The 26041-nt window shown below is 62.5% G+C and carries 20 protein-coding genes and 2 tRNA genes; 3 read left to right on the top strand and 19 right to left on the bottom strand.

All coding sequences use genetic code 11. The features are described 5' to 3' along the window. Positions 1-8 precede the first annotated feature (8 nt). The gene (locus QD356_RS14745) at positions 9-1190 is read left to right on the top strand and encodes an acetyl-CoA C-acetyltransferase (RefSeq protein WP_192839087.1); all 1182 of its coding nucleotides are present in this window, start codon (positions 9-11) and stop codon (positions 1188-1190) included. 171 nt (positions 1191-1361) lie between these two features. Here the strand turns inward: QD356_RS14745 and pnp are convergent, their stop codons facing one another. The 15 genes from pnp to rlmE all read right to left on the bottom strand — a co-directional run bounded on the left by pnp (position 1362) and on the right by rlmE (position 17573). Next, a complete protein-coding gene (pnp, locus tag QD356_RS14740) occupies positions 1362-3503 on the bottom strand; it encodes a polyribonucleotide nucleotidyltransferase (protein ID WP_192839086.1) in 2142 nt (713 codons plus the stop codon). A 248-nt stretch (positions 3504-3751) separates the two neighbouring features. Beyond that, positions 3752-4021, bottom strand: coding sequence for a 30S ribosomal protein S15 (gene rpsO, locus QD356_RS14735; protein ID WP_024952154.1), 270 nt, complete (start codon positions 4019-4021; stop codon positions 3752-3754). Between the two features lie 98 nt (positions 4022-4119). Then, entirely contained in the window at positions 4120-5049 is a 930-nt protein-coding gene (truB, locus tag QD356_RS14730) for a tRNA pseudouridine(55) synthase TruB (protein WP_054556446.1), read from the bottom strand. Beyond that, positions 5049-5474: a 30S ribosome-binding factor RbfA gene (rbfA, locus tag QD356_RS14725; protein ID WP_043333400.1), complete on the bottom strand. Its 426-nt coding sequence runs from the start codon at positions 5472-5474 to the stop codon at positions 5049-5051. Before rbfA ends, truB begins: the two co-directional genes overlap by 1 nt. A gap of 27 nt (positions 5475-5501) precedes the next feature. Beyond that, the gene (gene infB, locus QD356_RS14720; RefSeq protein ID WP_043333398.1) at positions 5502-7946 is read right to left on the bottom strand and encodes a translation initiation factor IF-2; all 2445 of its coding nucleotides are present in this window, start codon (positions 7944-7946) and stop codon (positions 5502-5504) included. A 28-nt stretch (positions 7947-7974) separates the two neighbouring features. Then, positions 7975-9468 carry a transcription termination factor NusA gene (nusA, locus tag QD356_RS14715; RefSeq protein ID WP_054556444.1) on the bottom strand — a complete coding sequence of 498 codons (1494 nt, stop codon included), beginning with the start codon at positions 9466-9468 and terminating at the stop codon, positions 7975-7977. A 76-nt stretch (positions 9469-9544) separates the two neighbouring features. Further along, positions 9545-10003, bottom strand: coding sequence for a ribosome maturation factor RimP (gene rimP / locus QD356_RS14710; protein WP_043333393.1), 459 nt, complete (start codon positions 10001-10003; stop codon positions 9545-9547). 123 nt (positions 10004-10126) lie between these two features. After that, positions 10127-10203, bottom strand: a tRNA-Met gene (locus QD356_RS14705). A gap of 103 nt (positions 10204-10306) precedes the next feature. Then, a tRNA-Leu gene (locus QD356_RS14700) sits at positions 10307-10393 on the bottom strand. 62 nt (positions 10394-10455) lie between these two features. Continuing rightward, positions 10456-10842, bottom strand: a complete 387-nt coding sequence (secG, locus tag QD356_RS14695; protein ID WP_043333391.1) for a preprotein translocase subunit SecG — start codon at positions 10840-10842, stop codon at positions 10456-10458. 5 nt (positions 10843-10847) lie between these two features. After that, positions 10848-11594: a triose-phosphate isomerase gene (gene tpiA, locus QD356_RS14690; protein WP_107335694.1), complete on the bottom strand. Its 747-nt coding sequence runs from the start codon at positions 11592-11594 to the stop codon at positions 10848-10850. Between the two features lie 215 nt (positions 11595-11809). Next, a complete protein-coding gene (gene glmM, locus QD356_RS14685) occupies positions 11810-13159 on the bottom strand; it encodes a phosphoglucosamine mutase (RefSeq protein WP_043333386.1) in 1350 nt (449 codons plus the stop codon). Next, positions 13156-13998, bottom strand: a complete 843-nt coding sequence (gene folP / locus QD356_RS14680) for a dihydropteroate synthase (RefSeq protein WP_225996623.1) — start codon at positions 13996-13998, stop codon at positions 13156-13158. The genes glmM and folP overlap by 4 nt, the downstream gene beginning before the upstream one ends. A 469-nt stretch (positions 13999-14467) precedes the next feature. Then, positions 14468-16468 (bottom strand): ATP-dependent zinc metalloprotease FtsH, encoded by a 2001-nt coding sequence (gene ftsH / locus QD356_RS14675; protein ID WP_054556443.1) that lies wholly within the window; start codon positions 16466-16468, stop codon positions 14468-14470. 481 nt (positions 16469-16949) lie between these two features. Next, positions 16950-17573 carry a 23S rRNA (uridine(2552)-2'-O)-methyltransferase RlmE gene (gene rlmE / locus QD356_RS14670; RefSeq protein ID WP_318833294.1) on the bottom strand — a complete coding sequence of 208 codons (624 nt, stop codon included), beginning with the start codon at positions 17571-17573 and terminating at the stop codon, positions 16950-16952. Positions 17574-17852: 279 nt separating this feature from the next. Between rlmE and yhbY the strand changes: the two genes are divergently transcribed. Then, positions 17853-18167 carry a ribosome assembly RNA-binding protein YhbY gene (yhbY, locus tag QD356_RS14665; protein ID WP_043333380.1) on the top strand — a complete coding sequence of 105 codons (315 nt, stop codon included), beginning with the start codon at positions 17853-17855 and terminating at the stop codon, positions 18165-18167. A 236-nt stretch (positions 18168-18403) separates the two neighbouring features. Here the strand turns inward: yhbY and greA are convergent, their stop codons facing one another. The 4 genes from greA to dapB form a co-directional block, all read right to left on the bottom strand. Next, entirely contained in the window at positions 18404-18880 is a 477-nt protein-coding gene (gene greA, locus QD356_RS14660; RefSeq protein WP_043333374.1) for a transcription elongation factor GreA, read from the bottom strand. Beyond that, positions 18877-22107: a carbamoyl-phosphate synthase large subunit gene (gene carB / locus QD356_RS14655; protein WP_192839085.1), complete on the bottom strand. Its 3231-nt coding sequence runs from the start codon at positions 22105-22107 to the stop codon at positions 18877-18879. The genes greA and carB overlap by 4 nt, the downstream gene beginning before the upstream one ends. A 67-nt stretch (positions 22108-22174) precedes the next feature. After that, the gene (gene carA, locus QD356_RS14650; protein ID WP_192839084.1) at positions 22175-23320 is read right to left on the bottom strand and encodes a glutamine-hydrolyzing carbamoyl-phosphate synthase small subunit; all 1146 of its coding nucleotides are present in this window, start codon (positions 23318-23320) and stop codon (positions 22175-22177) included. 601 nt (positions 23321-23921) lie between these two features. Continuing rightward, positions 23922-24728, bottom strand: coding sequence for a 4-hydroxy-tetrahydrodipicolinate reductase (gene dapB / locus QD356_RS14645; RefSeq protein WP_043333367.1), 807 nt, complete (start codon positions 24726-24728; stop codon positions 23922-23924). A gap of 215 nt (positions 24729-24943) precedes the next feature. On the opposite strand from dapB, the gene QD356_RS14640 reads away from it, so the two are divergent. Further along, positions 24944-25972 carry an esterase-like activity of phytase family protein gene (locus QD356_RS14640; protein ID WP_192839083.1) on the top strand — a complete coding sequence of 343 codons (1029 nt, stop codon included), beginning with the start codon at positions 24944-24946 and terminating at the stop codon, positions 25970-25972. Positions 25973-26041 lie beyond the last annotated feature (69 nt).

Here is a 26041-nt window from a genome sequence, read left to right as displayed (position 1 = left end):
GCGTTCAGATGCAGGATGTGGTGATCGTAGCAGCCCGTCGTACCGCCGTAGGCGCCTTCGGTGGCAGCCTGGCTGGCATTTCCGCCGCGGATCTCGGCGCACATGTCATCAAGGATATCCTCGCCAGCACGGGTGTCAGTGGCGATCAGGTCGATGAAGTGCTTCTGGGCCAGGTGCTGACAGCAGGATGCGGTCAGAACCCGGCACGTCAGGCGGTCATCAAGGCAGGCTTGCCGGAAGGCGTGCCCGCCATGACCATCAACAAGGTCTGCGGGTCTGGCCTCAAGGCGCTGCACCTGGCCACCCAGGCCATCCGTTGCGGCGATGCCGAGCTGATTCTGGCCGGCGGCCAGGAAAACATGTCCCTGTCTCCGCACGTGCTGCCCAACTCGCGTGACGGCAAGCGCATGGGCGACTGGAAGGCGATCGACTCCATGGTTCACGATGGTCTGTGGGATGCCTTCAATGACATCCACATGGGCATCACCGCCGAAAATCTGGCCGAGAAATACGAGATCAGCCGTGAAGCCCAGGACGCCTTCGCGGCCGCCTCTCAGCAGAAGGCCTGCGCAGCCATCGAAGCTGGCCGCTTCAAGGGCCAGATCGTCCCGGTCGAGATCCCGCAGCGCAAGGGCGACCCGATCGTCTTCGATACCGACGAGAACCCGCGCGCCGGCACCACGGCCGAGAAACTCGCTGGCATGCGCCCGGCCTTCAAGAAGGACGGCACCGTCACCGCCGGCAACGCCTCGGCGCTCAACGACGGCGCTGCCGTGGTCATGCTGTGCTCCGCCGACAAGGCACGCGAGCTGGGTCTGACGCCGCTGGCGACCATCAAGGCCTACTCCAACGCGGGTGTTGATCCGAAGATCATGGGCATCGGCCCGGCGCCGGCGACTCGCCTGTGCCTCAAGAAGGCCGGCTGGAGCCTGGAAGACCTCGACCTGATCGAAGCCAACGAAGCCTTCGCCGCCCAGGCCCTGTCGGTCAACAAGGAGCTGGGCTGGGATGTCGACAAGGTCAACGTCAATGGCGGCGCCATTGCCCTCGGCCACCCGATCGGCGCCTCCGGCTGCCGTGTGCTGGTCTCGCTGGTGCACGAGATGATCGAGCGTGATGCCAAGAAGGGTCTGGCGACCCTGTGCATCGGTGGCGGTCAGGGTGTCGCGCTGGCCATCGAGCGCAGCTGATCGCTCACATATCTGAACCCCCGCCTGAACCCTCCCTGCTCGCGCAATCTCGAGCAGGGAGATATGCAAAAGCCCCCGCCAGTAACCTGGCGGGGGCTTTTTCTTGCCCCGAGGGCTCACCTCTCATGCAGAGCAGGCAAGACCGGGGCGGGGACGCCCCGCGACGATCGGTCAGTCCTGGGCGGCGGCCTCTTCAGCCTGAGCAGCGGCAAAGGCCGCCTTCTCTTCTTCGCTGATCTCTTTCAGCGACAGCTTGACGCGATTGCGGTTGTCGATGTCGAGCACCTTGACCACCACCTCATCGCCTTCGTTGAGGTAGTCACGTACGTCATTGACCCGCTCCTCGACGATCTGCGAGATGTGCAGCAGGCCATCGGTGCCCGGCATGAAGGTGATGAAGGCACCGAAGTCAGCGATGCGCGCCACCTTGCCGGCATAGAGCTTGCCGATCTCGGCCTCGGCAATGATGCCCTCGACGTATTTCGCAGCCGCCTGAGCCTGCGCCTTGTGCTCGGCATAGATGCGCACGCAGCCATCGTCGTCGAGATCGACATTGGCCCCGGTCTCTTCACAGATCTTGCGGATGGTGGAGCCGCCCTTGCCGATCACGTCACGCACCTTGTTGGGGGCGATCTTGAGGGACAGCATCGCCGGGGCATTGTCCGAGACTTCCTGGCGACTGGCGGCCAGCACCTCATTCATCTGCGCGAGGATGGTCAGGCGTGCCTCGAGGGCCTGTTCCAGCGCCTGCTCAAGAATCTCCTCGTCGATTCCTTCGATCTTGATGTCCATCTGCAGCGCGGTAACACCTTCCGCGGTACCCGCGACCTTGAAGTCCATGTCACCGAGGTGATCCTCATCACCGAGGATATCGGTCAGTATCGCGACGCCATTGGCGTCCTTGACCAGCCCCATGGCGATACCCGCGACCGGTGCCTTGAGCGGCACACCGGCGTCCATCAGCGCAAGCGAGGCGCCACACACGGACGCCATCGAGCTCGAGCCATTGGATTCGGTGATCTCGGAGACGACACGGATCGCGTAGGGGAAGGCCTGCAGCGACGGCAGCATGGATTCGATGCCCCGACGCGCCAGACGCCCATGGCCGATCTCACGCCGCTTGGGCGCGCCGATGAAGCCCGTCTCGCCGACGCAGTAGGGCGGGAAGTTGTAGTGCAGCATGAAGCGGTCCTGCTTCTCGCCGGACAGCCCCTCGATCAGCTGTGAATCGCGCGTGGTCCCCAGGGTGGCAGTGGCGATCGCCTGGGTCTCGCCGCGGGTGAACAGCGCCGAGCCATGCGCCTTGGGCAACACGCCGACCGCCATGTCCAGCGGTCGCACGGTGCGCGTATCACGACCATCGATACGCGGCTCACCGGCGATCACGCGCTGACGCACGATACGCTTCTCGAGCGCCGCGAAGGCCGTGGCGACGGCCTCGACACTGAAGCGCGCATCATCCTCGGCGCCCAGCAGGTCGATGGCCTGCGCCTTGAGCGCCGACAGGCTGTCCTGACGCGCCATCTTGTCACTCAGGCGATAGGCATCACCGATCCGGGTGGCAAAGCTCTGCTCCAGCGCCTCGACCAGCACGCGGTCGAGCTTCTGCGGCACCCACGCCCACTTGGGACGATTGACCTTGGCGGCGAACGTCTCGATCCCCGTGATGGCCTTCTGCATCTCGTGATGGCCATAGAGCACGGCGCCGAGCATCTCGTCTTCCAGCAGCTCCTGGGCCTCGGACTCGACCATCAACACGGCCTTCTCGGTCCCCGCCACCACCATGTCCAGCTCGGAATGCGCCAGTTCGCTGTAGCCGGGATTCAGGAAGTAGCCGCGCTGCTCGCTGAAGCCGACGCGCGCCGCGCCCACGGGGCCCACGAAGGGCACACCGGAGATGCAAAGCGCTGCAGAGGTGCCGAGCAGTGCCGCGATGTCCGGGTCGACATTGCGCTCCGCCGACATCACCGTGCAGACCACCTGCACCTCATTCATGAAGCCTTCGGGAAACAGCGGGCGCATCGGGCGGTCGATCAAGCGCGAGGTCAGGGTTTCCTTCTCGGTGGGACGCCCTTCGCGCTTGAGGAAGCCGCCGGGGATACGCCCCGCCGCGTAGGCCTTCTCCTGATAGTGGACCGACAACGGGAAGAAGGACTGGCCGGGTTTCGGCGACGCCTTGGCCACCACGGTGCACAACACCGAGGTATTGCCCATGGTCACCATCACGCTACCGGTCGCCTGACGCGCGATGCGGCCGGTCTCGAGGGTGATGGTGTCATTACCGTACTGGAAGCTGTGCGTTACCGGGTTCACGGCGCATGTCCTTTAATCTGATAGTCATCGATGCCAGGCGCTCATGGTAAAGCGCGCCTCAGGCAATGAAAAGCGGGTTGATCCCACGCGACAAGCGGGCTGCAGCGCGGGTCGAGCCTCTGATCTGAAGCCCGGATCACCTCGGTATCAGGCACAAAAAAACCGACACCGCCCGCAGGCAGTGTCGGTTTTCCTGTGCCCACCGGGGGCCCGCCATGCACCGAAGTGCATGGCGGCAACATCGCTGATTAGCGACGCAGACCCAGACGCTGGATCAGAGCGGTGTAACGCTCGAAGTCCTTGCGCTTGAGGTAGTCAAGCAGCTTGCGGCGCTGGTTGACCATGCGGATCAGACCACGACGGGAGTGGTGATCCTGCTTGTTGGCCTTGAAGTGACCCTGCAGGCCATCAATGTTGGCGCTCAGCAGAGCAACCTGAACTTCCGGGGAACCGGTGTCGTTCTCGCCACGGCCGAATTCGGTAACGATCTCAGCCTTCTTCTCAGCGGTAAGTGCCATCTGTCTCTCCAGTAAGCAATATGCTTGATAGATTAGAAATGTCGAAGACCACGCATATTTGCAGTCTTCATGCGGCTTGCGGCGAGGCCGCAATCAGCTCACCCAGCCGCCGCCTCGACGGCAGAACTGAGCAGTCGGCGAGGAGCGATGACGCCCTCCGCCGCAATCCGGACCAGCCCGAGCAACTGCTGGTCCTGATACACACGAGCCAGGGAGTCCACTTCCAGCGACCCTGTCGTCGTTTCAGCCTGTTGACCACGCAATATCATCCTCGCCATCTCGGCAGTGATGTCGAGACGCGGGAGATGATCGAGCAGGATGTCGACAGGTAACAGAACGCCTTCACGTGCCTGCTGGTCAGCCAGCGCCTCGAGGCGCTCGAAATCCAGCATGGCATCACCCGTGAACGGGCCCGTCTTGAGACGACGCAGTGCCGTGAGGTGGGCTCCACAGCCCAGCGCCTCGCCGATATCCTCGGCCAGACTGCGTATGTAGGTACCCTTGCTGACCGCCACTTCGATCTCGATGCCATCGGAGTGCCGCGCAAGAAGCGCCATATTGTAGATGGTAACGCGACGGACTGCACGCTCGATTTCAATCCCCTGGCGCGCCAGCTCGTAGAGCGGACGTCCCTGGTGCTTGAGCGCGGAGTACATCGGCGGTACCTGATCTATCTCGCCACGGAACCTGTCCAGCACCGCGTCCAGCTCGGCCTGCGCAATCTCGGGAATCTCCCGCTCGCGAATCACCGTGCCTTCCGCATCACCGGTATCGGTGACCTGGCCAAACTTGATCCGTGCCCGATAGACCTTGTCTGCCTCGAGAAGATGCGAGGAGAACTTGGTCGCTTCCCCGAAGCAGACCGGCAACAAGCCGGTCGCCATCGGATCGAGCGTGCCGGTATGACCGGCCTTCTGCGCCTGGTAGAGGCGACGAGCCTTCTGAAGCGCATAGTTGCTGGACATGCCCTTGGGCTTGTCCAGCAACAGAACGCCATCGATCGGCAAGCCGCGACGACGACGCGCCATCAGGCGTCCGGCGTGGTGCCCGGGGCACCATCTTCGCTGTCGTCATCACCGCGTTCAGCACTGCGCTTGCGATCGTCAGCGACCGCATCGTTGATCAGTGAGGACAGGTGATGGCCACGAACGACGCTTTCATCGTAATGAAAACGCAGTTCCGGCACGTGGCGCAGCTGAATGGTGCGCGCCAGCTGGGAGCGCAGGAAACCTGCCGCGCGCTTGAGCACGGCGAGGTTTTCCTTGATGCGTTCCGGGCTGTCGTCACCCAGCAGGGTCACGTAGACATCGGAGTAGGACAGGTCGCGGCTGACCTTGGCGGCGCTGACCGTCAGCATGCCAAGGCGCGGGTCCTTGACCTCGCGCTGAATCAACAGCGCGAGCTCCTGCTGGATCTGGTCCGCCACGCGGTCAGTACGGCTGTATTCACGCATCCGTGATCTCTCCTTGCAGGGGCGCTATCAGAGCGTGCGCTCGACCTGGATCTGGTCGAACACCTCGATCTTGTCGCCAACCTGCACGTCGTTGTAGTTCTTGACGCCGATACCACATTCCATGCCGTTGCGGACTTCGTTGACGTCATCCTTGAAGCGACGCAGGGATTCCAGCTCGCCTTCATAGATGACCACGTTGTCACGCAGCACGCGGATGCGCTTGGAGCGGTACATGTTGCCTTCGACGACCATACAACCGGCGATCGCGCCGATCTTCGGTGCCTTGAAGACATCGCGCACTTCGGCAACACCGACGATCTGCTCGCGGAATTCCGGTGCCAGCATGCCAGTCATGGCCAGCTTGACCTCGTCGATCAGCTGGTAGATGACGCTGTAGTAGCGCAGATCCAGACCTTCACGCTCGACGATCTCACGCGCGGAGGCGTCAGCACGGACGTTGAAGCCGACCAGGATCGCTTCGGAAGCGAGTGCCAGGTTGGCATCGGTACCGGTGATACCACCGACACCGGAAGAGACCACGGCCACCTTGACTTCTTCGGTGGAGAGTTCTTCCAGCGCGCCACGGATGGCTTCCAGAGAGCCCTGCACGTCGGCCTTGAGGACGACGTTGACCTTGGCGACTTCGTCCTGACCCATCTGGGAGAACATGTTCTCCAGCTTGGCCTTCTGCTGACGTGCCAGGCGCACTTCGCGGTACTTGCCCTGACGGAAGTTGGCGACTTCACGTGCCTTCTTCTCGTCCGGGACCACGGTGAACTCTTCACCGGCGTCCGGCGTGCCACCCAGGCCCTGGATCTCGACCGGCATGGCCGGACCCACGGAATCGACCTGCTTGCCGAGTTCGTTGATCAGCGCACGCACACGGCCGTAATGCAGGCCGGCGAGGACGATGTCGCCCTTCTTCAGCGTACCGTTCTGGACCAGCACGGTCGCGACCGGACCACGGCCCTTGTCGAGACGGGACTCGACCACGACGCCTTTACCCGGCGCGGACGGCACGGCCTGAAGTTCGAGAACTTCGGAGACCAGCAGGACACCTTCGAGCAGCGCGTCGATGTTCTCGCCGGTCTTGGCGGAAACGTGGACGAACTGGGTATCACCACCCCATTCCTCGGAGATGACACCGTGCTGGGACAGCTCATTCTTGACGCGGTCCGGATCAGCACCCGGCTTGTCGATCTTGTTCACCGCCACGACCATCGGGACACCCGCGGCCTTGGAGTGCTCGACAGCCTCGATGGTCTGCGGCATCACGCCATCATCGGCAGCCACCACCAGGATGACGACGTCGGTCGCCTTGGCACCACGAGCACGCATGGCGGTGAACGCCGCGTGGCCCGGGGTATCCAGGAAGGTGATGTCACCGTTGTCGTGTTCGACGTGGTAGGCACCGATGTGCTGGGTGATACCACCCGCTTCACCTGTGGCCACCTTGGTGCGGCGGATGTAATCCAGCAGTGAGGTCTTGCCGTGGTCGACGTGACCCATGACGGTAACGACCGGCGCGCGGGTGATCTGCTCACCTTCGTAGGAGATGCCTTCGAGAACGGCTGTCTCGAGTGCGTCATCCTTGATCAGCTTGGGCGTGTGACCCATTTCCTCGACCACGATGGTCGCGGTTTCCTGATCGATCGTCTGGTTGATGGTGACCGCAGCGCCCATGTTGAACATGGTCTTGATCACTTCAGACGCCTTGACGGCCATCTTGTCGGCGAGGTCTGCCACTGAAATGGACTCAGGGATGGAGACTTCACGGACGAAGGTCTGGACCGGCTTCGGCGGCTGACGGTTGGCATCACGGCCACCACGACGACCACCGCGACGCTCGGCGCGCTTGACCTTCTTGGCCCCGCCACGCTTGCGTTCGCTACGGTCTTCACGGGCTTCGCGACGATCACGTGATTCATCACGCGGCGCAGCCTTGGCGCGACGCGGTGCATCACCACGCGGCTCCTTCGGCGGCGCATTGACTTCCGGCGCAGCGTCGGCGGCCGGTGCAGCGGCAGCAGCCGGTGCACTCTGACGCGGACGCTCTTCGCGACGGTTGTCATTGCCACGACGCTCTTCGCGCTGCGGTGCCGCAGCCGGCTTGTCCGCAACGGCAGCTGCCGGTGCAGCAGCAGCCGGCGCTTCTGCAGCCTGCTCTTCGCCCTCTTTGACGTAGGTACGCTTCTTGCGCACCTGCACCTCGATGGACTTGCCGCGACCGCTACCCGTGTTGATGCGAGACTTGGTCTTGCGGGTCAGGGTAATGCGGTTCTTGGGCGCTGCCGGAGCGGCGCCACCACCGTGGCTCTTGGTGAGGTGATCAAGCAGCTTCTGCTTGTCGACCTCAGAGACGGCGTCGTTCTCTGACTTGTGCTTCAGACCCGCTTCATGCATCTGTTCCAGTAGGCGGGCTGACTCGCGGCCCACCTTCTTGGCGAATTCTTTGACTGTCATTTCTGACATGTACGACCCTCCTGAGCCCGTGACCTAGTTACTGTTCGCTTGCGAACCAGGGCGCGCGGGCGGTCATGATCAACGCCGCTGCTCGCTCTTCGTCGACGCCTTCGATGTCTTTCAGATCATCGATGGCCTGCTCAGCAAGGTCTTCCATGGTGACGATACCCTTGCTGGCCAGGATGTATGCCAGATGACTCTCCATGCCTTCCATGTTGAGCAGGTCTTCGGCCGGCTGTGCGCCGTCCAGTTGCTCTTCAGTGGCGATGGCGAGATTCAGCAGTTCATCCTTGGCCCGAGCGCGCAGCTCCTCGACCAGATCCTGGTCAAAGCCCTCGACCTCGAGCATTTCCTCGAGCGGGACATAGGCGATTTCCTCGAGTGAGGTGAAGCCCTCGTCCACCAGGACACGGGCTAGATCCTCTTCAATCTCGAGATGAGTGATGAAATATTCGACGAAACTGTCGATTTCCTGCTCGCGCTTGCCCTCGGCTTCCGCCTCGGTCATGACGTTGAGCTGCCAACCGGTCAGCTCACTGGCCAGACGAACGTTCTGACCGCTGCGACCGATGGCCTGAGCCAGGTTGTCCGCAGCGACAGCGACATCCATGGAATGGGTGTCTTCGTCGACCAGAATGGAACCGACATCTGCCGGCGCCATGGCGTTGATGACGAGCTGGGCAGGATTGTCATCCCACAGGATGATATCCACGCGTTCGTTACGTAGTTCATTGGACACGGCCTGCACGCGTGAACCACGCATGCCGACACAGGCACCGATCGGATCGATACGCTTGTCGTTGCTCTTGACCGCGATCTTGGCGCGCGAGCCCGGATCGCGGGCAGCACCCTTGATCTCGATCAGCTGCTCGGCGATTTCCGGGACTTCGATCTTGAACAGCTCGATGATCAGCTCAGGACGCGTACGCGACAGGATCAGCTGAGAACCACGAGCATCCGCGTCGACTTTCCACAGCAGGGCACGAACCCGCTCGTTCAAGCGGTAGCGCTCGCCGTGAATCATCTCACCGCGCGGCAGGAAGCCTTCGGCGTTGTCGCCCAGATCGATGATGAGGCCATCACGTGTCGTCTTCTTGACGATACCCGCGACCAGCTCACCTTCACGCTCGGCGTAAAGGCGCACCACTTCCGCACGCTCGGCCTCGCGCACCTTCTGCACGATGACCTGCTTGGCGGTCTGTGCAGCGATGCGACCGAACGCTTCGGATTCGATCTGCTTCTCGACCACGGCACCCAGCGCCAGCGGCTCTTCGCGCTGTTCGGCGATGCTGGCCTTGATCTCGTAGTCCGGCGTCTCGAACTCGTCGTCTTCGACGACGGTCCAGCGACGGTAGGTCGCGTAATCACCGGTGACACGATCGATCTTGACGCGGATATCCGCCTCTTCCTGATCGAAACGCTTGCGTGACGCCGAAGCCAATGCCGCTTCGACGGCTTCGAAAATCACATCCCGCGGCACGCCTTTCTCGTTGGAGATGGCGTCAACGACCAGCAGAATCTCTTTGCTCATGACTTTGCCTCGCCAGAAACCTGTCCTTGCGCATCGACCCGGGCTCGCAACGCGAGCGGTGTGCCGACAACGTCAGTTATTTGAACTGCGGCACAATGCGTGCCTGGTCGATGCTTTCAATGGGAAAGCAGTATTCTTCTTCATCGACCCGGATCACGACATCACCGTCTTCGGTGCCAGTCACCAGCCCCTGGAACTTGCGCTGGCCATCGAAGGCCTGGCGAAGTCGCAGTGCCACCACGTGACCGATGTAGCGCTCGTACTGGTCAAGCGTGAACAACGGACGATCCATGCCTGGAGACGAGACTTCAAGCTGGAACTGACCGGTAATGGGGTCTTCGACATCCAGTACGGCACCCACCTGACGACTGACGTTTGCGCAGTTGTCCACGGTAATGCCATCGGGATGGTCGATATAGATCACCAGACGGGACTGCTTGCCTTGGGAGAGATAGTCGATACCCCAGAGCTCGAAGCCCAGAGCAGAGACGACTGGATCGATAAGCGCGTTAAGCGCAGCGTCCTTGGTTGACACAGACGAGGCTCCTACAGCAGTTGCATCAGGCACCTGACCGGGAGTAGAGAAGAGAGCTAGGTGGCTGATTGGCACTGGTGCTAACAAAAAGCCCCTTCATAGGAAGGGGCCTTTCAAGAAACTTGGTAGCGGGGACCGGATTTGAACCGATGACCTTCGGGTTATGAGCCCGACGAGCTACCAGACTGCTCCACCCCGCAACAATAGTCGGACGATGGTAATGTCACCGAAAAAGGAGGTCAAGGAATGACGTCTTTCCAAGGTGGCAGAGTTGCGTCCAGACTGCCAATCGATCTAACAAGATGGTGCCGAAGGGGGGACTTGAACCCCCACGACCATAAGGTCACTACCCCCTCAAGATAGCGTGTCTACCAATTCCACCACTTCGGCACGGGGGCGGGTATCGCCTGAGACGTTACCCGGAAGAATTCAAAGTTAACGCCTTGAATTCCTTAGAGTGCTGGTTGGTCTGCGTTGCCGCTTTCCTCAAGCACTGGCGACGTATTCTCCACACTTTCCTCGGAGTCGTCAAGTGATGGCAGTGAATTTTTCTGCTGCTCGATCACGCTGGCATTCGGAATGCCCGCTTCGACTGACGGCTGGTTGGCGTTGGACGCGAACCAGGCCAGTGTCAGAGAGGTCGCGAAGAAGCCCGCGGCCAGAACACCCGTGAAGCGCGCGAGGAAGTTGCCGCTACCGCTGGACCCGAAAACGGTCTGGGAAGCACCACCGCCACCAAAGGCAGCGCCAGCTTCGGCACCCTTGCCCTGCTGGAGAAGGACGAGCACGATCAGCGCGACCGCGAGTACCACATGGACCATCAGAACGGCTACTTGCATGAGATTCAACCTGCAGACTGGCAAATGGCTAGGAATTCGTCGATCTGGAGCGAGGCACCGCCCACGAGACCGCCGTCGATATCCGGCTGCGCAAGCAGCTCGGCGGCATTGGCAGCTTTCATGCTGCCGCCGTACAACAATTGCATTGCCTCGGCGAGCGAGGCAGACCACTCGGCCAGGCGCGCGCGAATGGCCGCATGGACCTCCTGCGCCTGCTGGGGCGAGGCGGTGCGCCCGGTACCGATGGCCCAGACGGGCTCATAGGCGACGACCAGACGCGTGCGCGCATCGGCGGAGAGCGCGGAGAACACCGCCTCCAGCTGTCCCAGCACGACACGCTCCGTGTCACCGGCTTCACGCTCCTCGAGCGTCTCACCGACGCACAGCACCGGTGTGAGGCCAGCGGCAAGCGCCGCCTCGACGCGCGCCAGTACCGCCGCATCGTCTTCAGCATACAGGCTTCGACGCTCCGAGTGACCGACCAGCACCATCGTGGCACCGACATCCTTGAGCATCTGACCCGCCACTTCGCCGGTAAAGGCACCCTCGCTCGCCGGGTTCAGCGTCTGCCCCGCCAGCGCCACGCTCACAGGCATGCTCGCGCGAGCGGCGCTCAGATAAGGGAAAGGCACTGCCAGCGCCACCTGAATGCCCTGCGGCAGCTCAGCCGCCTGCAGACCCCGGGCAAACTCATCGACCAGGGCAAGATCACCATTCATCTTCCAGTTTCCGGCAATCAGCGGTGTACGCATGTGCTTCTCCCTTGTGAGCAGTGCGAGGATGGTAATGGAGCCGCCCTTGACTGACAACCTTCGCGACCCCTGTCAAGCCCCGTGATCCGGCACGATCAGGCTCGGGGCAACTGCCAGAAACGACAACAGGCGCACTCGGCGCCTGTTGTCGTGCTGTGCAACCCGACCGCTCAGCGACGTGAACCGTCGCCCCGGCGAGTCGCCTTGTCAGCGCATCACGCCGACATGCTGGATTCGACCGTCGCGGCGATCTGACCCGCCAGCGCATCGACATCGAAGTGCGGACGCCCTTCGACCATGACGCGAATCAGCGGTTCCGTGCCACTGGGGCGCAGCAGCACGCGACCTTCGTTGCCCAGCGTCTGCTCCACTTCGACCACCGCGGCCTGCACGGCATCCGCCGCCATCAGCGCCTTGTTGTCACACCCCGGCGCCAGACGCACATTGATCAGCGCCTGCGGGGCCTTTTCGAAGCCGACCAGCAACTCGCTGAGCGAGCACTCTTCACGCGCCATGATCGCCAGCACCTGCAGCGCCGAGACGATGCCATCACCGGTGCTCTGGATATGACTGCAGACGATGTGACCGGAGGATTCGCCACCCAGCTGCCAGCCATTGGCTTCCAGACGCTCGATGACGTAGCGGTCACCGACCTTGGCACGCTCGAAGGGAATTCCCAGGCCTTCCAGTGCTGCCGCCAGGCCGAAGTTGGACATCAGGGTGCCGACGACACCGCCGCCCAGCACACCGCGCTCGTGACGGTCACGCGCGATCATGTAGAGGATGTCGTCACCATCGATGACACGGCCATCGGCATCGACCAGGATCAGACGGTCACCATCCCCATCGAAGGCCACGCCCAGATCGGCGCCCTGCTCGATGACGGCCGCGCGCAGCGCCTGCGGGTGCGTGGAGCCGACGCCCTGATTGATGTTGAGGCCATCCGGCTCACCGCCGATGACGCTGACCTTGGCACCCAGCTCGCGGAAGACGTTCGGCGCGATGTGATAGGTCGCACCATGCGCGCAATCCAGCACCACCTTCATGCCGTGCAGCCCCAGACGGCCCGGCAGCGTGGACTTGCAGAATTCGATATAGCGCCCGGCCGCATCCTGGATGCGTGACGCCTTGCCCAGGCTGTCCGGGCCGACGATCACGATGTCGCGGTCCAGCTCGGCTTCGATCTCGGCTTCCAGCGCATCATCCAGCTTGGTGCCGGCAGCGGAAAAGAACTTGATGCCGTTGTCCGGATAGGCATTGTGGGAGGCCGAGATGACGATGCCGGCATCGGCGCGGAAGGTGCGCGTCAGATAGGCGATCCCCGGTGTCGGCATCGGGCCGAGCAGGGACACATCGACGCCCGCTGCCGAAAGGCCGGACTCGAGCGCGGATTCGAACATGTAGCCCGAGATGCGCGTGTCCTTGCCGATCAATACCTTGCCGCGGCCGTGGCGGGCAAATACGCGGCCTGCCGCCCAGCCCAGCTTGAGCATGAAGTCTGGCGTGATGGGGAATTCCCCGACCGTGCCGCGAATACCATCCGTACCAAAATAACGTCGACTCATCGTATCGTGCCTTCCTGTAGCACGGCCCATGCCATGTCGACAGCGTCGACAGTCGGGGCCACGTCGTGAACGCGAAACAGTCTGGCCCCGTCACGGACGGCCAATGCCGTCAGTGCCAGGTTACCAGCCAAGCGATCCTCTACCGCGCGCCCGAGGGCATTGCCGATCATGCTCTTGCGTGACGTGCCGATCAGCAGCGGGAGGTTGAATTCATGCAACTGCGCCATGCGGTGATAGAGGCGCAGGTTGTCTTGCAGTGACTTGCCGAAGCCGAAGCCGGGGTCCAGCAGCAGTCGCTCACGCGCGATGCCCGCCGCCTCACATGCGGCGATACGCGCCGCCAGGAACGCCCGGACTTCCTGCTCGATGGACTGAGCATAATGCGTATCCTGCTGCATGGTGTCCGGCTCACCGCGCATGTGCATCAGACAGACGGGCAGCCCGCTGGCAGCGGCGGCCTCGAGCGCGCCGTCTCGATTCAGCGCACGCACGTCATTGATCATGCCGGCCCCCAGCCGTGCGGTTTCGCGCATGACTTGCGGGTTGCTGGTATCGATGCTCACCAACGCGCCCAGCTCACTCACCAGCCGCTCCACCACCGGGCAGACCCGCTCAAGCTCTTCCTCGGTGCTGACCGGCGTCGCCCCGGGTCGCGTCGACTCACCGCCGACATCGATCATCGCGGCACCATCGGCCAGCATCTGCTCGGCATTGCGCAGCGCGGCGTCCAGAGTCGCGCTGCGGCCGCCATCCGAGAAGGAGTCCGGCGTCACGTTGAGAATCCCCATCACCCGCGGACGCGAGAGATCGAGATGATGTCCAGCGCACTCCAATGACATCAGATGGCCCACTCGAGGCTCGAGAGGCGTACTCAAGGCAGAATTCGTCATGGCATTCCATGCAGGCGAGAGGGGCACGAAGGTGGCTTCGCAGCCCGTTCAGAAATGATTGCGCACCACTTTAAAGAGCCAGCCCATGGCGCGCAAGGCGTGGAATGGCCGCCACACGGGGCGTCAGCAGATGGCAACGCCATTGGCTCAGACCTTTCACCCCACGCTCATCATGGCGCTGACAATGCCCGTGCAGAGACATGAGTCGACGCCGTCACACCACGGCGTAGGCCACTCATCAGCAGTACCTTAACTTCACCAGCGTCATTGCTTCAGCGGTACAGGTCACCATTGCTGCAGACAAGAAAACGCCCGACTGGCAAGCCAGTCGGGCGTTTTTCCTTTCAGAGGCTCAGATATCGCATGCGATATCGGGCGCGCCCCCTCAGGCCTAGATCAGGCCTACATCAGGCGTACATCAATGGCCGCTCGGACCACCTAGCGGATCAGACGGGCGACGGCGGTTGCTGTCGTCATCTTCACTGCCATCAGCGTCATCATCCGCCTTGGGAGCTTCTGGCGCTTCCGCCTTCGGAGTGTCGGCAACCGGGGCCACCAGGCCACCGTCACCGCCGCTCGCCGGGCCACCCCAGTCCTTCGGCGGACGCGGAGCACGACCTGCCATGATGTCCGCCAGCTGCTCGGCATCGATGGTCTCGTAGGTCATCAGCGCTTCGGTCATCGCATCCAGCTTGTCGCGATTCTCTTCCAGGATCTGCTGCGCCTTGGCGTAGCACTCGTCGATGATACGACGCACTTCCTTGTCGAGACGCGAGGTGGTGTCGCCAGACTTCAGCTTGCCGCCACCCTGACCCGGGCCACCGAGGAACTGATGGGACTCGTCCTCGTCGTACATGATCGGGCCCATCTCGCTGGAGAGACCCCACTTGGCGACCATGTTGTGGGCAAGCTCGGTAGCACGCTTGATGTCGTTGGACGCGCCGGTGGTGACACCATTCGGGCCCAGCGTCATCTCTTCGGCGATACGACCGCCGAACAGCGAGCAGATCTGACTGATGATCTGCTGACGCGAGTAGCTGTAGCGATCCTCTTCCGGCAGGAACATCGTCACACCCAGCGCACGACCGCGCGGAATGATCGACACCTTGTAGACCGGATCATGCTCGGGCATCACCAGGCCGATGATGGCGTGGCCAGACTCGTGATAGGCCGTATTGCGCTTCTCCTTCTCGGACATGACCATCGATTTGCGCTCGGCGCCCATCATGATCTTGTCCTTGGCCAGCTCCAGCTCTTCCATGCCGACCAGGCGCTTGTTGCGACGCGCGGCGAACAGGGCGGCTTCATTGACCAGGTTGGCCAGGTCCGCACCGGAGAAGCCCGGTGTACCACGTGCAATGTTGACCGGCACGACGTCATCGCCCATCGGCACCTTGCGCAGGTGAACGCCGAGGATGTGCTCGCGGCCACGGATGTCCGGCAGTGCGACGGTCACCTGACGGTCGAAGCGGCCCGGACGCAGCAGCGCGGGGTCAAGCACGTCAGGACGATTGGTCGCGGCGATGACGATGATGCCGTCGTTCGCCTCGAAACCATCCATCTCGACCAGCAGCTGGTTCAGGGTCTGCTCACGCTCATCGTGACCACCGCCCATGCCGGAACCACGGTGACGGCCGACGGCGTCGATCTCATCGATGAAGATGATGCACGGCGCCTGCTTCTTGGCCTGCTCGAACATGTCACGCACACGGGAGGCACCGACACCGACGAACATCTCGACGAAGTCAGAACCGGAGATGCTGAAGAACGGCACCTTGGCTTCACCGGCGATCGCCTTGGCGAGCAGGGTCTTACCGGTACCCGGCGGGCCTACCATCAGGACGCCACGCGGAATCTGACCGCCAAGACGCTGGAACTTGCTGGGGTCCTTGAGGAAGTCGACCAGCTCCTCGACCTCTTCCTTCGCTTCGTCACAGCCTGCGACGTCACTGAAGGTGGTCTTGATCTGGTCCTGGCTCAGCAGCTTGGCCTTGGACTTGCCGAAGCTCATCGGGCCACCCTTGCCGGCACCGCCACCCTGCATCTGGCGCATGAAGAACATGAAGATGGCCAGAATGATCAGAATCGGGAAGCTGGCAATCAACAGGCGTGTCCACAGCGACTGCTGCTCAGGCTTCTTGCCGATGACCTCCACCTTGTTGGCAAGCAGGTCATCCATCAGCTTGGGATCGGACGCCGCCGGCCGGATGGTGGTGAAGCTGGAGCCATCGGCCCGCTCACCCTCAATGGTGTAACCATCGATGGTCACACTCTTGATCCGGTCGTTCTGCACCTGCTGGACGAACTGTGAATAGTTCATCGCCTGCGGCGAGGTATCGACGCTGAAGTTGTTGAACACCGTCAGCAGCACTGCTGCGATGATCAACCAGAGAATCAGGTTCTTCGCCATGTCGTTCAAGGGGACACCCTCATTGCATGAATCTGTCTTGGCATGCCGTGAATACTCCGACTGCCGTCTTGTGGTGGCCTGCCATGCTATCTGATCGTGCCTGCGGGGTATCAAGTCAGCGCAACGCGCCACTTCGCCTACCGAGTCACTCAAAGCTTGCCGTGCATTGTGCTACTTGCCTGCCAGCATCGGTAAGGCATTGAAACCCACCGAACTGTCACTGGCCCATCGTACTCAAGACCCAATGATATCGACACTACACCAGATGGGGGCTGGCAACCATTGCTTAAAGCCCGACAATGGACTATTGCGCCGATAGACAGCCTGCATCAGCCAGCGCTGCGACTCGCCCGGACACATTGGCGCCAGTCTGGACGAGCATCGCATGGCTCGCCTTAACCCGCGATGAAGCATGCGAACAGCAACGTGGAAATCTCGCCACCGCGAGTCAGTGCCTGCCGCGTGCAGCGGCATGCAAGGACACGGGCCGTCAGCCCTTGAAGCCCTGCCCCAGCAGATAGACTTCGCGTGAGCGTGCACGCGATGCTTCCGGCTTGCGGGTCACGACCTTCTTGAAGCTGCCACGCATGTCCTTCAGATAGGCATCGAAGCCCTCGCCCTGGAAGACCTTGACCAGGAAATTGCCGCCCGGCTTGAGAGTCTGGCGCGCCAGATCCAGCGCCAGCTCGACCAGATACATGCCGGCAGGCTGATCGATCGCGCTCATGCCGCTCATGTTGGGCGCCATGTCGGAGATCACGAGATCCACCGGGCGATCCCCCAGAGTGGCCAGAATCTGGTTCAGCACGGACTCTTCGGTGAAGTCGCCCTGAATGAAGTCGACACCGGCCAGGGCGTCCATCTCGAGAATGTCGGAGGCGATGACCACGCCTTCCATGCCGACGCGGTCAGCGGCGATCTGGCTCCAGCCACCGGGGGCTGCGCCAAGGTCGATGACGGTGGCGCCCGGCTTGAGCAGGCGGTCCTTGTCATCGATTTCAATCAGTTTGTAGCTGGCACGGGAACGATAACCGTCGGCCCAGCTGCGCTGGACATAGGCGTCATCAAAGTGTTCCTTCATCCAGCCAGCACTGCTCTTGCTGGGGTGAGCCACGTTGTCACCTGGAATGTCGGGGAAAATCGAATACTGGCGGGAGATAGCGCGGGGGATAACGACGACACGAAAGGCGTGGCAAGCTTGCGCACGGGTCGTGTCATGAGCGTCGTCATGGAGTAGAATGGCGGGTCCTGCGCGCGGTTCCGCCCGTGGGCACAGACATTGCCTGCGCAACAGACGGGTTCACACCCCTGGATTTCAAGCCCTGGAGTCGACCCTGTCTTTCGCTACGCTCCCCGCTCCCATCGGACGCCAACAGGGAAACTTTACGATACCATGAGCTTGTCACAGTCACAAAAGAAAGCATTTCGCAGCATCGGGCACCATCTTGACCCGATCGTCACCGTCTCGGAAAACGGCCTTTCCGAAGGCGTCGTGACCGAATTGGAGCGCGCACTGCACGATCACGAACTGATCAAGCTGAAGCTGGCGATCAACGATCGCGAAGCGCGCGGCGAGGTGGCTCGCCACCTGTGCAGCGAAACCGGCGCGACCCTGATCCAGAGCATCGGCAAGATCGCTCTGCTGTATCGCCGCAACCCGCAGGCCAAGCCGAAGCTGTCGAACGTACAGCGCTTCAGCGAGAAGTAAGCCGCCGGGCCCAGGCCTGACGAGGTTCACCTCGCACGCCACGCCTGCTGCAGACAGAAACGCCGCCCTCATCGAGGGCGGCGTTTCTGTTTTCTGTTGCTGACAATCACGACCTGATGACGCTGAGAGCCGCCTCCCTGAAGGATTTCGTGCCCGCAGGCAAAAAAACAGCCCTGCCGGGGTTACCGGCAGGGCTGTCACGACATCAGGATCTGACGAATCAGAGGCGATGCACTTCAGATGTGATGCACTTCGGAGATTTCATACTCCACATCGCCACCCGGGGTGCGCACGACCACGACATCCCCTTCTTCCTTGCCGATCAGCGCACGCGCGATCGGAGAGGTGACGGAGATCTTGCCGTCCTTGATGCTGGCTTCATCTTCGCCAACGATGCGATAGCGCACTTCGCTATCGTCATCGAGGTTCATCAGGTCGACCGTGGTGCCGAAGATCACCTTGCCGGTCTTCGGCAACTTGGTGACGTCGATCACCTGGGACATGGAGAGCTTGGACTCGATCTCCTGGATACGACCCTCGATGAAACCCTGCTGTTCACGCGCGGCGTGGTACTCGGCATTCTCCTTGAGATCGCCGTGCTCACGGGCTTCCGCGATGTCAGCGATGACCCGGGGACGCTCAGTGCCCTTTAGGTGCTCGAGCTCCTTGCGAAGGCGGTCTTCGCCTTCGACGGTCATCGGACTTCTACTCATATCATGACTCCTGCATGCATATCCTGGAGACGACGGACCTTGACGTCGTTGCCGTAGGCAAGCGCCATGCACACGGCATTGGCACCCGCCAGCGTCGTGGCGTAGGGCACCTTGTGCGCCAGCGCCGTGCGACGGATCACGGACGAGTCATTGATGGCCTGACGTCCCTCTGTGGTGTTGACGATATAGGCGATCTCGCCGTTCTTGATCATGTCGACGATATGCGGCCGCCCTTCGAACACCTTGTTGACGGGTTCAACCTCGAGGCCGGCAGCGGCGATCACCTCTGCCGTGCCACGGGTAGCACAAAGCGTAAAGCCTAATGTTACCAGAGAGCGGGCCACCTCGATAACGCCCGCCTTGTCGAACTCACGCACGGACAGGAAGGCCTTGCGATCGCCAGTCAGGGCCGGGATGGCTTCACCGGCACCCAGCTGCGCCTTGTAGAAGGCTTCCGCGAAGGTATCGCCGGAGCCCATCACTTCGCCGGTGGACTTCATTTCCGGCGACAGGATCGGGTCGACCCCCGGGAACTTGGCGAACGGCAGCACCGCTTCCTTCACACTGTAGAAGGTCGGCACGATTTCCTGGGTGAAACCGATCTCTTCCAGGGTCTGGCCGGCCATGCAGCGTGCGGCGATCTGCGCCAGCGACTGGCCGATGCACTTGGAGACGAACGGCACGGTACGTGAAGCGCGCGGGTTGACCTCGATGACGTAGATCACGCCATCCTGCCAGGCCAGCTGCACGTTCATCAGGCCGACGACGTTGAGTTCCAGCGCCATGCGCTTGACCTGCTCGCGCATCTCTTCCTGGACGTCTGCCGGCAGCGAGTACGGCGGCAGTGCGCACGCGGAGTCACCGGAGTGGATACCGGCCTGCTCGATGTGCTGCATGATGGCGCCGATCACGACCTGCTTGCCGTCGGACACCGCGTCGATGTCGACCTCGATGGCCGCGTTCAGGAAGTGATCCAGCAGCACCGGCGAGTCATTGGAGACCTTGACCGCGTGGGTCATGTAATTCTCGAGCTCGGCGGCGGAGTAGACGATTTCCATCGCGCGGCCGCCCAGCACGTAGCTCGGGCGCACCACCAGCGGGTAACCGATGACCTCGGCCTTGACGAAGGCTTCCTCGAAGCTGCGCGCGGTGGCGTTTTCCGGCTGGATCAGACCGAGCTTCTCGATCATCTGCTGGAAACGTTCGCGGTCTTCGGCGCGGTCGATGGCGTCCGGCGTGGTACCGATGATCGGCACACCGGCGGCTTCGAGCTCACGCGCCAGCTTCAGCGGCGTCTGACCACCGAACTGGACGATGACACCGACCGGCTGTTCCTTGTCGGCGATCTCCAGCACGTCCTCCAGGGTGACCGGCTCGAAGTAGAGGCGATCGGAAGTGTCGTAGTCGGTCGAGACCGTTTCCGGGTTGCAGTTGACCATGATGGTCTCGTAGCCGTCCGCGCGCATGGCGAGGGAGGCGTGGACACAGCAGTAGTCGAACTCGATGCCCTGACCGATACGGTTCGGCCCGCCACCCAGCACCATGATCTTCTTCTTGTCGCTGACTTCCGCCTCGCACTCTTCCTCATAGGTGGAGTACATGTAGGCGGTGTCGGACGCGAATTCGGCGGCACAGGTGTCGACGCGCTTGTAGACCGGACGGATGCCCTGCTGCTGACGGTGCTTGCGGAAGGCCTTCTCGGACACGCCCATCAGACGCGCCAGGCGCGCATCGCTGAAGCCCTTGCGCTTGAGACGGAACAGACGATCAGCGTCCATCTCGCCCAGCGAGCTTGCGGCCACTGCGCCTTCCTGAGCGATCAGGTCGGCCAGCTGCACCAGGTACCAGCGGTCAATGTTGGTGAGGCGGAAGATCTCTTCGATATCGAGACCGGCACGCATGGCATCGGCGATGTAGAAGATACGCTCAGCACCGGCGGCCTGCAGCTCGCCCTTGATACGCGCCATGTTCTCGTCGCTGAAGTTCTCGACGATCGGGTCGAGACCGTCAACGCCGGTCTCCATGCCACGCAGCGCCTTCTGCAGGGATTCCTGGAAGGTACGGCCGATGGCCATGACTTCGCCGACCGACTTCATCTGCGTGGTCAGGCGGTCATTGGCCTGCGGGAACTTCTCGAAGGTGAAGCGCGGAATCTTGGTGACGACGTAATCGATGGACGGCTCGAAGGACGCCGGCGTCTTGCCACCGGTGATGTCGTTCTGCAGCTCATCCAGGGTGTAGCCGACGGCCAGCTTGGCGGCGATCTTGGCGATCGGGAAGCCGGTCGCCTTGGAAGCCAGCGCCGAGGAACGCGACACGCGCGGGTTCATCTCGATCACGACCATGCGGCCAGTGTCCGGGCAGATGCCGAACTGGACGTTGGAACCGCCGGTCTCGACGCCGATCTCACGCAGAACGGCCAGCGATGCATCACGCATCAGCTGGTATTCCTTGTCGGTCAGGGTCTGGGCCGGGGCGACAGTGATGGAATCGCCAGTGTGCACGCCCATCGGGTCGAAGTTCTCGATGGCGCAGACGATGATGCAGTTGTCGTTCTTGTCACGAACGACCTCCATCTCGTATTCCTTCCAGCCCAGCAGCGACTCGTCGATCAACAGCTCGCGGGTCGGCGACAGCTCGAAGCCGCGATGGCAGATCTCTTCGAATTCTTCACGGTTGTACGCCACGCCGCCGCCGGAACCACCCATGGTGAAGCTGGGACGGATGATGGACGGGAAGCCCAGCTCGGCCTGGATTTCCCAGGCTTCTTCCATGGAGTGCGCGACCTTGGCCTTCGGGCACGCCAGACCGATCTTCTTCATCGCCTTGTCGAAGCGATCACGGTCTTCGGCCTTGTCGATGGTGTCGGCGTTGGCACCGATCATCTCGACACCGTACTGCTCGAGCACGCCTTCGCGCTCCAGCGCCAGCGCACAGTTCAGTGCGGTCTGGCCGCCCATGGTCGGCAGGATGGCGTCCGGGCGTTCCTTCTCGATGATGCGCGCCACGGTTTCCCAGGTGATCGGCTCGATGTAGGTCGCATCGGCCATCACCGGGTCGGTCATGATGGTTGCCGGGTTGGAGTTGACCAGGATGACCCGGTAACCCTCTTCACGCAGGGCCTTGCAGGCCTGTGCGCCGGAATAGTCGAACTCGCACGCCTGGCCGATGACGATGGGGCCGGCGCCGATGATCAGGATGCTGTTTAGGTCTGTACGTTTCGGCATGTCTCTTCCCGCAATGATCTGGTGACTGAACTCAACGATGGATCAGGCCCTCGGGCCTGCGCTCGGCTCAGCGTCGCGCGCGCATCATCTCGATGAAACGATCGAACAGCGGGGCGACGTCCTGCGGGCCGGGACTGGCTTCCGGGTGACCCTGGAAGCTGAAGGCCGGGCGGTCGGTGCGCTCGATGCCCTGCAGGCTACCGTCAAACAGCGACTTGTGGGTCGCGCGCAGGCTGCTCGGCATGCCCGCTTCATCCACTGCGAAGCCGTGGTTCTGGCTGGTGATCATCACCACACCGCTGTCGAGGTCCTGCACCGGGTGGTTGGCACCATGGTGACCGTGGCCCATCTTGACCGTAGTCGCGCCGGAGGCCAGCGCCAGCAGCTGGTGACCCAGGCAGATGCCGAAGACCGGCGTGTCGGTCTCGAGCACTTCACGAATCGCGGTGATGGCGTAGTCGCAGGGCTCGGGGTCGCCCGGACCGTTGGACAGGAAGACGCCATCCGGGTTGAGCGCCAGTACCTCGGCGGCAGGCGTCTGCGCCGGCACGACGGTCAGGCGGCAGCCGCGGGATGCCAGCATGCGCAGGATGTTGTGCTTGACGCCGTAGTCGTAGGCGACCACGTGGAAGGGACGCTCGGACTCACGGGTATCGGCGTAGCCTTCGCCCAGTGTCCATTCGCCTTCGTGCCACTCGAACTGCTCGCTGCAGGAGGCTTCCTTGGCCAGGTCCATGCCCTTCAGACCCGGGAAGGCGCGTGCCGCTTCCAGCGCGCGCTCGACGGCGTCATCACCCTGGGCATCTTCACCGGCGAGGATGGCACCGTTCAGGGAGCCCTTCTCGCGCAGGATGCGCGTCAGGCGACGCGTGTCGATATCAGCGATGCCGACGACATTCTCGTCGCGCAGGTACTGATCGAGGGAGCGAGTGGAACGGAAGTTGCTGGCCAGCAGCGGGAGGTCGCGGATGACCAGGCCGGCGGCTGCGACGCTGTCGGACTCGGTGTCCTCGTCGTTGATGCCGGTATTGCCGATGTGCGGATACGTCAGAGTGACGATCTGTCGGGTGTAGGAGGGATCGGTCAGGATTTCCTGGTAGCCGGTCATGGCAGTGTTGAACACTACCTCGCCGCTGGTCTGCCCATCAGCACCGATGGCGCTGCCGTGAAATACACTGCCGTCTTCCAAGGCCAGTATCGCGGGTTTGATCAACGCAACGTCCTCCCCATAGTGTCCACTTTCCTGCCCGGAATCCGCGGTCGAACACCGGACATGCTGCTTGATTATCGTGCTCGGCATTCGCCGAGCCTGTGTCCCGCTGCCGACTTCGGCCAGGTGCCTGTCACTGGACAGACGCGCGCCAGAAGCGGCAAATTCAGGTTGCAAAAAAGCGGGACGAAACCGAAAAATCAGGTTTCATCCCGCTTGTTATCATTCTTCGGAATGCTGCTGGCCCGAGCGCTGCCAAAACGGCAACCAATAGGGCGGCCAAGAACGTGGCCAAATTGGGTAGAGATTACCGGAATCCTTGGGTGCTGACCACCCCACGCATGCCCCGCCAGCAGGCGACAAGGCCCACGATACGGTCGTTTCGTCGCCGCGGTCAGCTTGACGAAACCCTTGGCCGAGCCGGGACACTGCACAGCGCTTGTAAAGCGACGCAGTCCAGCGGCGCAAGGCGGCCAGAATGGCTCACGCTTGCGCCGCATCCTGCCCACCGAGACAGCTTTCAAGAAATTCTCCTGAATGTCGCCAGACTGTCATCTCAGCGCTTGGCTCTCCATTTCGCTCCCCACTTTGCTCTCTACTTCACTCACTTGAGCCCCAGCACATCCTGCATGTCATAGCGGCCGACTTCGCGTCCTGACAGCCATTCGGCCGCGCGTGCCGCGCCCTTGGCGAAGGTCATGCGGCTCGACGCCTTGTGGGTAATCTCGATGCGCTCGCCTTCGGTGGCGAACATCACGGTGTGCTCACCGACGATGTCACCGGCACGCACGGTGGCGAAGCCGATTTCCTTGTCGGTACGCGGGCCGCACTGACCTTCACGTGCAAAGACACCGTGGGTGGCGAGATCACGCCCGATGGAATGCGCCACGGCTTCGCCCATCGCCAGCGCCGTGCCGGAAGGAGCATCGACCTTGTGGCGGTGGTGCGCCTCGATGATCTCGATGTCGTAGCCGGCATCGCCCAGGGCACGCGCGGCGGTTTCCAGCAGCTTGAGGGTCAGGTTGACGCCGGAGCTCATGTTGGCCGCGAACACGAAGGGCACGCTGTCACGGTAGCCATCCAGCTGCTCGAGCTGCTCCGGCGTGAAACCGGTCGTGCCGATCACCATGCGCTTGCCGTGCTCGGCGCACAGCGCCAGGTTGGCCAGCGTCACCTGCGGTGCGGTGAAATCGATCACCACATCGAAGTCATCCACCACGGCAGCCAGACTGTCGCTGGCGACCACGCCCAGACGACCCTGACCGGCCAGCTCACCGATGTCGACGCCCGCCAGGGAGCTGCCGGATTCGACGATGCCCGCCGCCAGCGTCAGACCTTCCACTGCACCGACGGCCTCGACCAACGTGCGTCCCATGCGTCCGGCGACGCCCATGATTGCGATACGGGTCATGCTGACTCCTGCCTGTTGTGGGTCTTGAGGGTGACAGCCCGCGAGCATGCCCCGAGCGAGCGTGCCACCTATGCTGTGGCCACGAGTATATCAGCCGCCTGCAGCGTTGGCTGACGTCATGTATTTGTGCCGGTTACGCGCTAGAGTAGCCTCGTACCAGGTTGTCTCCTGTTGATCGTCATTTTTCTCATCACCGCTCAGTCTCCGGAGTCAGCATGCCTGCACGCCAATCCCCCGCCTCGCGCCGCTGGCGCATGCTCCAGACCCTCGCTGTCACCACGGCGCTCGCCGGTCTGTTGAGCGCCTGCGGCGTTCATCCGCGCCCCTACACGCTGGCATCGCCGGAACAGAAGAGCGAGTTCCCGGAAATCCAGTGGTGCGGCACGCTCAGGCTGCCGGGCAAATGGCTGGATGACACTCCCGTCGGGGGCCTGTCGGACATCGGCTGGGACCAGGACGAGTCACTGCTGTATGCCGTGTCGGACCGCGGCTGGCTGCATCGTCTGCGGCTCGCCTTCCGTCACGGTGAGCTGGTCGGGGCCAAGGCGCTCAATACCTACACCCTGCGCGACGAGACCGATGTCTCGCTGCGCGGCGCCCTCAGTGATGCCGAGGGCCTGCAGCTGCTGCGCGCGAACAATGACCGCCGCGGCGATTCCCGCCTGGTGATCAGCTTCGAGCAGCAGCCACGCGTCGAGCACTTCCTGCCCAGCGGCCTGGCCGTCAGCGAGCCTTTCACCCCGATGGGTGCGCGTGGCGCGGCGCCCAACAACGGCATGGAAGCCCTGACCCTGCACCCGGAATACGGCATGCTCGCCGGACTGGAAGCCACGCCGGAGGGCATGAGCGAGGGCATGACGCGCATCTTCAGCCTCGACGACAAGCACGAGTGGAGCTACCCGCTGGCCAGCGACACCGGCTCGAGCCTGACCGCGATGGAGATGCTGCCCGACGGTGACATGCTGATGCTGGAGCGCGCCTTCTCACCGCCCTTCCCGCTGGTGATCAGTCTGCGCCGCGCGCATCTCGGTGAGCCCGGCACCCAGGTCGAGGTGCGCACCCTGGCACGCCTGTCGAGCGGCGATGGCTGGTCGCTGGACAACTTCGAAGGGCTGACGCACCTGGAAGGCAATCGCTTCCTGATGATCTCGGATGACAACTTCAGCAGCTTCCAGACCACGCTGCTGAGCTGCTTTGCCGTCATCGAACCCGAGGCCTTCACGGCTGAATCAGCGCCGGAATAGCCATGCCCCGGGCTGGGTTACTGGATTGAGTTACCAGAATGAGTCACCGGACTGAATTGCTGGACAGAG

It is taken from the genome of Cobetia sp. 2AS (assembly GCF_029846355.1).
GTDB classification, from domain to species: domain Bacteria; phylum Pseudomonadota; class Gammaproteobacteria; order Pseudomonadales; family Halomonadaceae; genus Cobetia; species Cobetia amphilecti.
Note: the sequence above shows the minus strand (reverse complement) of the source record. Positions and strands in the feature narration are given on the sequence as shown.

What these genes read in the sequence shown, in the direction of transcription:
- rpsO (WP_024952154.1), bottom strand. Translation starts at nt 4,021, where the DNA reads ATGGCACTTACCGCTGAGAAGAAGGCTGAGATCGTTACCGAATTCGGC.
- yhbY (WP_043333380.1), top strand. Translation starts at nt 17,853, where the DNA reads ATGAGCTTGTCACAGTCACAAAAGAAAGCATTTCGCAGCATCGGGCAC.
- greA (WP_043333374.1), bottom strand. Translation starts at nt 18,880, where the DNA reads ATGAGTAGAAGTCCGATGACCGTCGAAGGCGAAGACCGCCTTCGCAAG.
- secG (WP_043333391.1), bottom strand. Translation starts at nt 10,842, where the DNA reads ATGCAAGTAGCCGTTCTGATGGTCCATGTGGTACTCGCGGTCGCGCTG.
- rbfA (WP_043333400.1), bottom strand. Translation starts at nt 5,474, where the DNA reads ATGCGTGAATACAGCCGTACTGACCGCGTGGCGGACCAGATCCAGCAG.
- carB (WP_192839085.1), bottom strand. Translation starts at nt 22,107, where the DNA reads ATGCCGAAACGTACAGACCTAAACAGCATCCTGATCATCGGCGCCGGC.
- infB (WP_043333398.1), bottom strand. Translation starts at nt 7,946, where the DNA reads ATGTCAGAAATGACAGTCAAAGAATTCGCCAAGAAGGTGGGCCGCGAG.
- dapB (WP_043333367.1), bottom strand. Translation starts at nt 24,728, where the DNA reads ATGACCCGTATCGCAATCATGGGCGTCGCCGGACGCATGGGACGCACG.
- QD356_RS14745 (WP_192839087.1), top strand. Translation starts at nt 9, where the DNA reads ATGCAGGATGTGGTGATCGTAGCAGCCCGTCGTACCGCCGTAGGCGCC.
- glmM (WP_043333386.1), bottom strand. Translation starts at nt 13,159, where the DNA reads ATGAGTCGACGTTATTTTGGTACGGATGGTATTCGCGGCACGGTCGGG.
- truB (WP_054556446.1), bottom strand. Translation starts at nt 5,049, where the DNA reads ATGGCGCGTCGTCGTCGCGGCTTGCCGATCGATGGCGTTCTGTTGCTG.
- folP (WP_225996623.1), bottom strand. Translation starts at nt 13,998, where the DNA reads ATGTCATTGGAGTGCGCTGGACATCATCTCGATCTCTCGCGTCCGCGG.
- QD356_RS14640 (WP_192839083.1), top strand. Translation starts at nt 24,944, where the DNA reads ATGCCTGCACGCCAATCCCCCGCCTCGCGCCGCTGGCGCATGCTCCAG.
- nusA (WP_054556444.1), bottom strand. Translation starts at nt 9,468, where the DNA reads ATGAGCAAAGAGATTCTGCTGGTCGTTGACGCCATCTCCAACGAGAAA.
- tpiA (WP_107335694.1), bottom strand. Translation starts at nt 11,594, where the DNA reads ATGCGTACACCGCTGATTGCCGGAAACTGGAAGATGAATGGTGATCTT.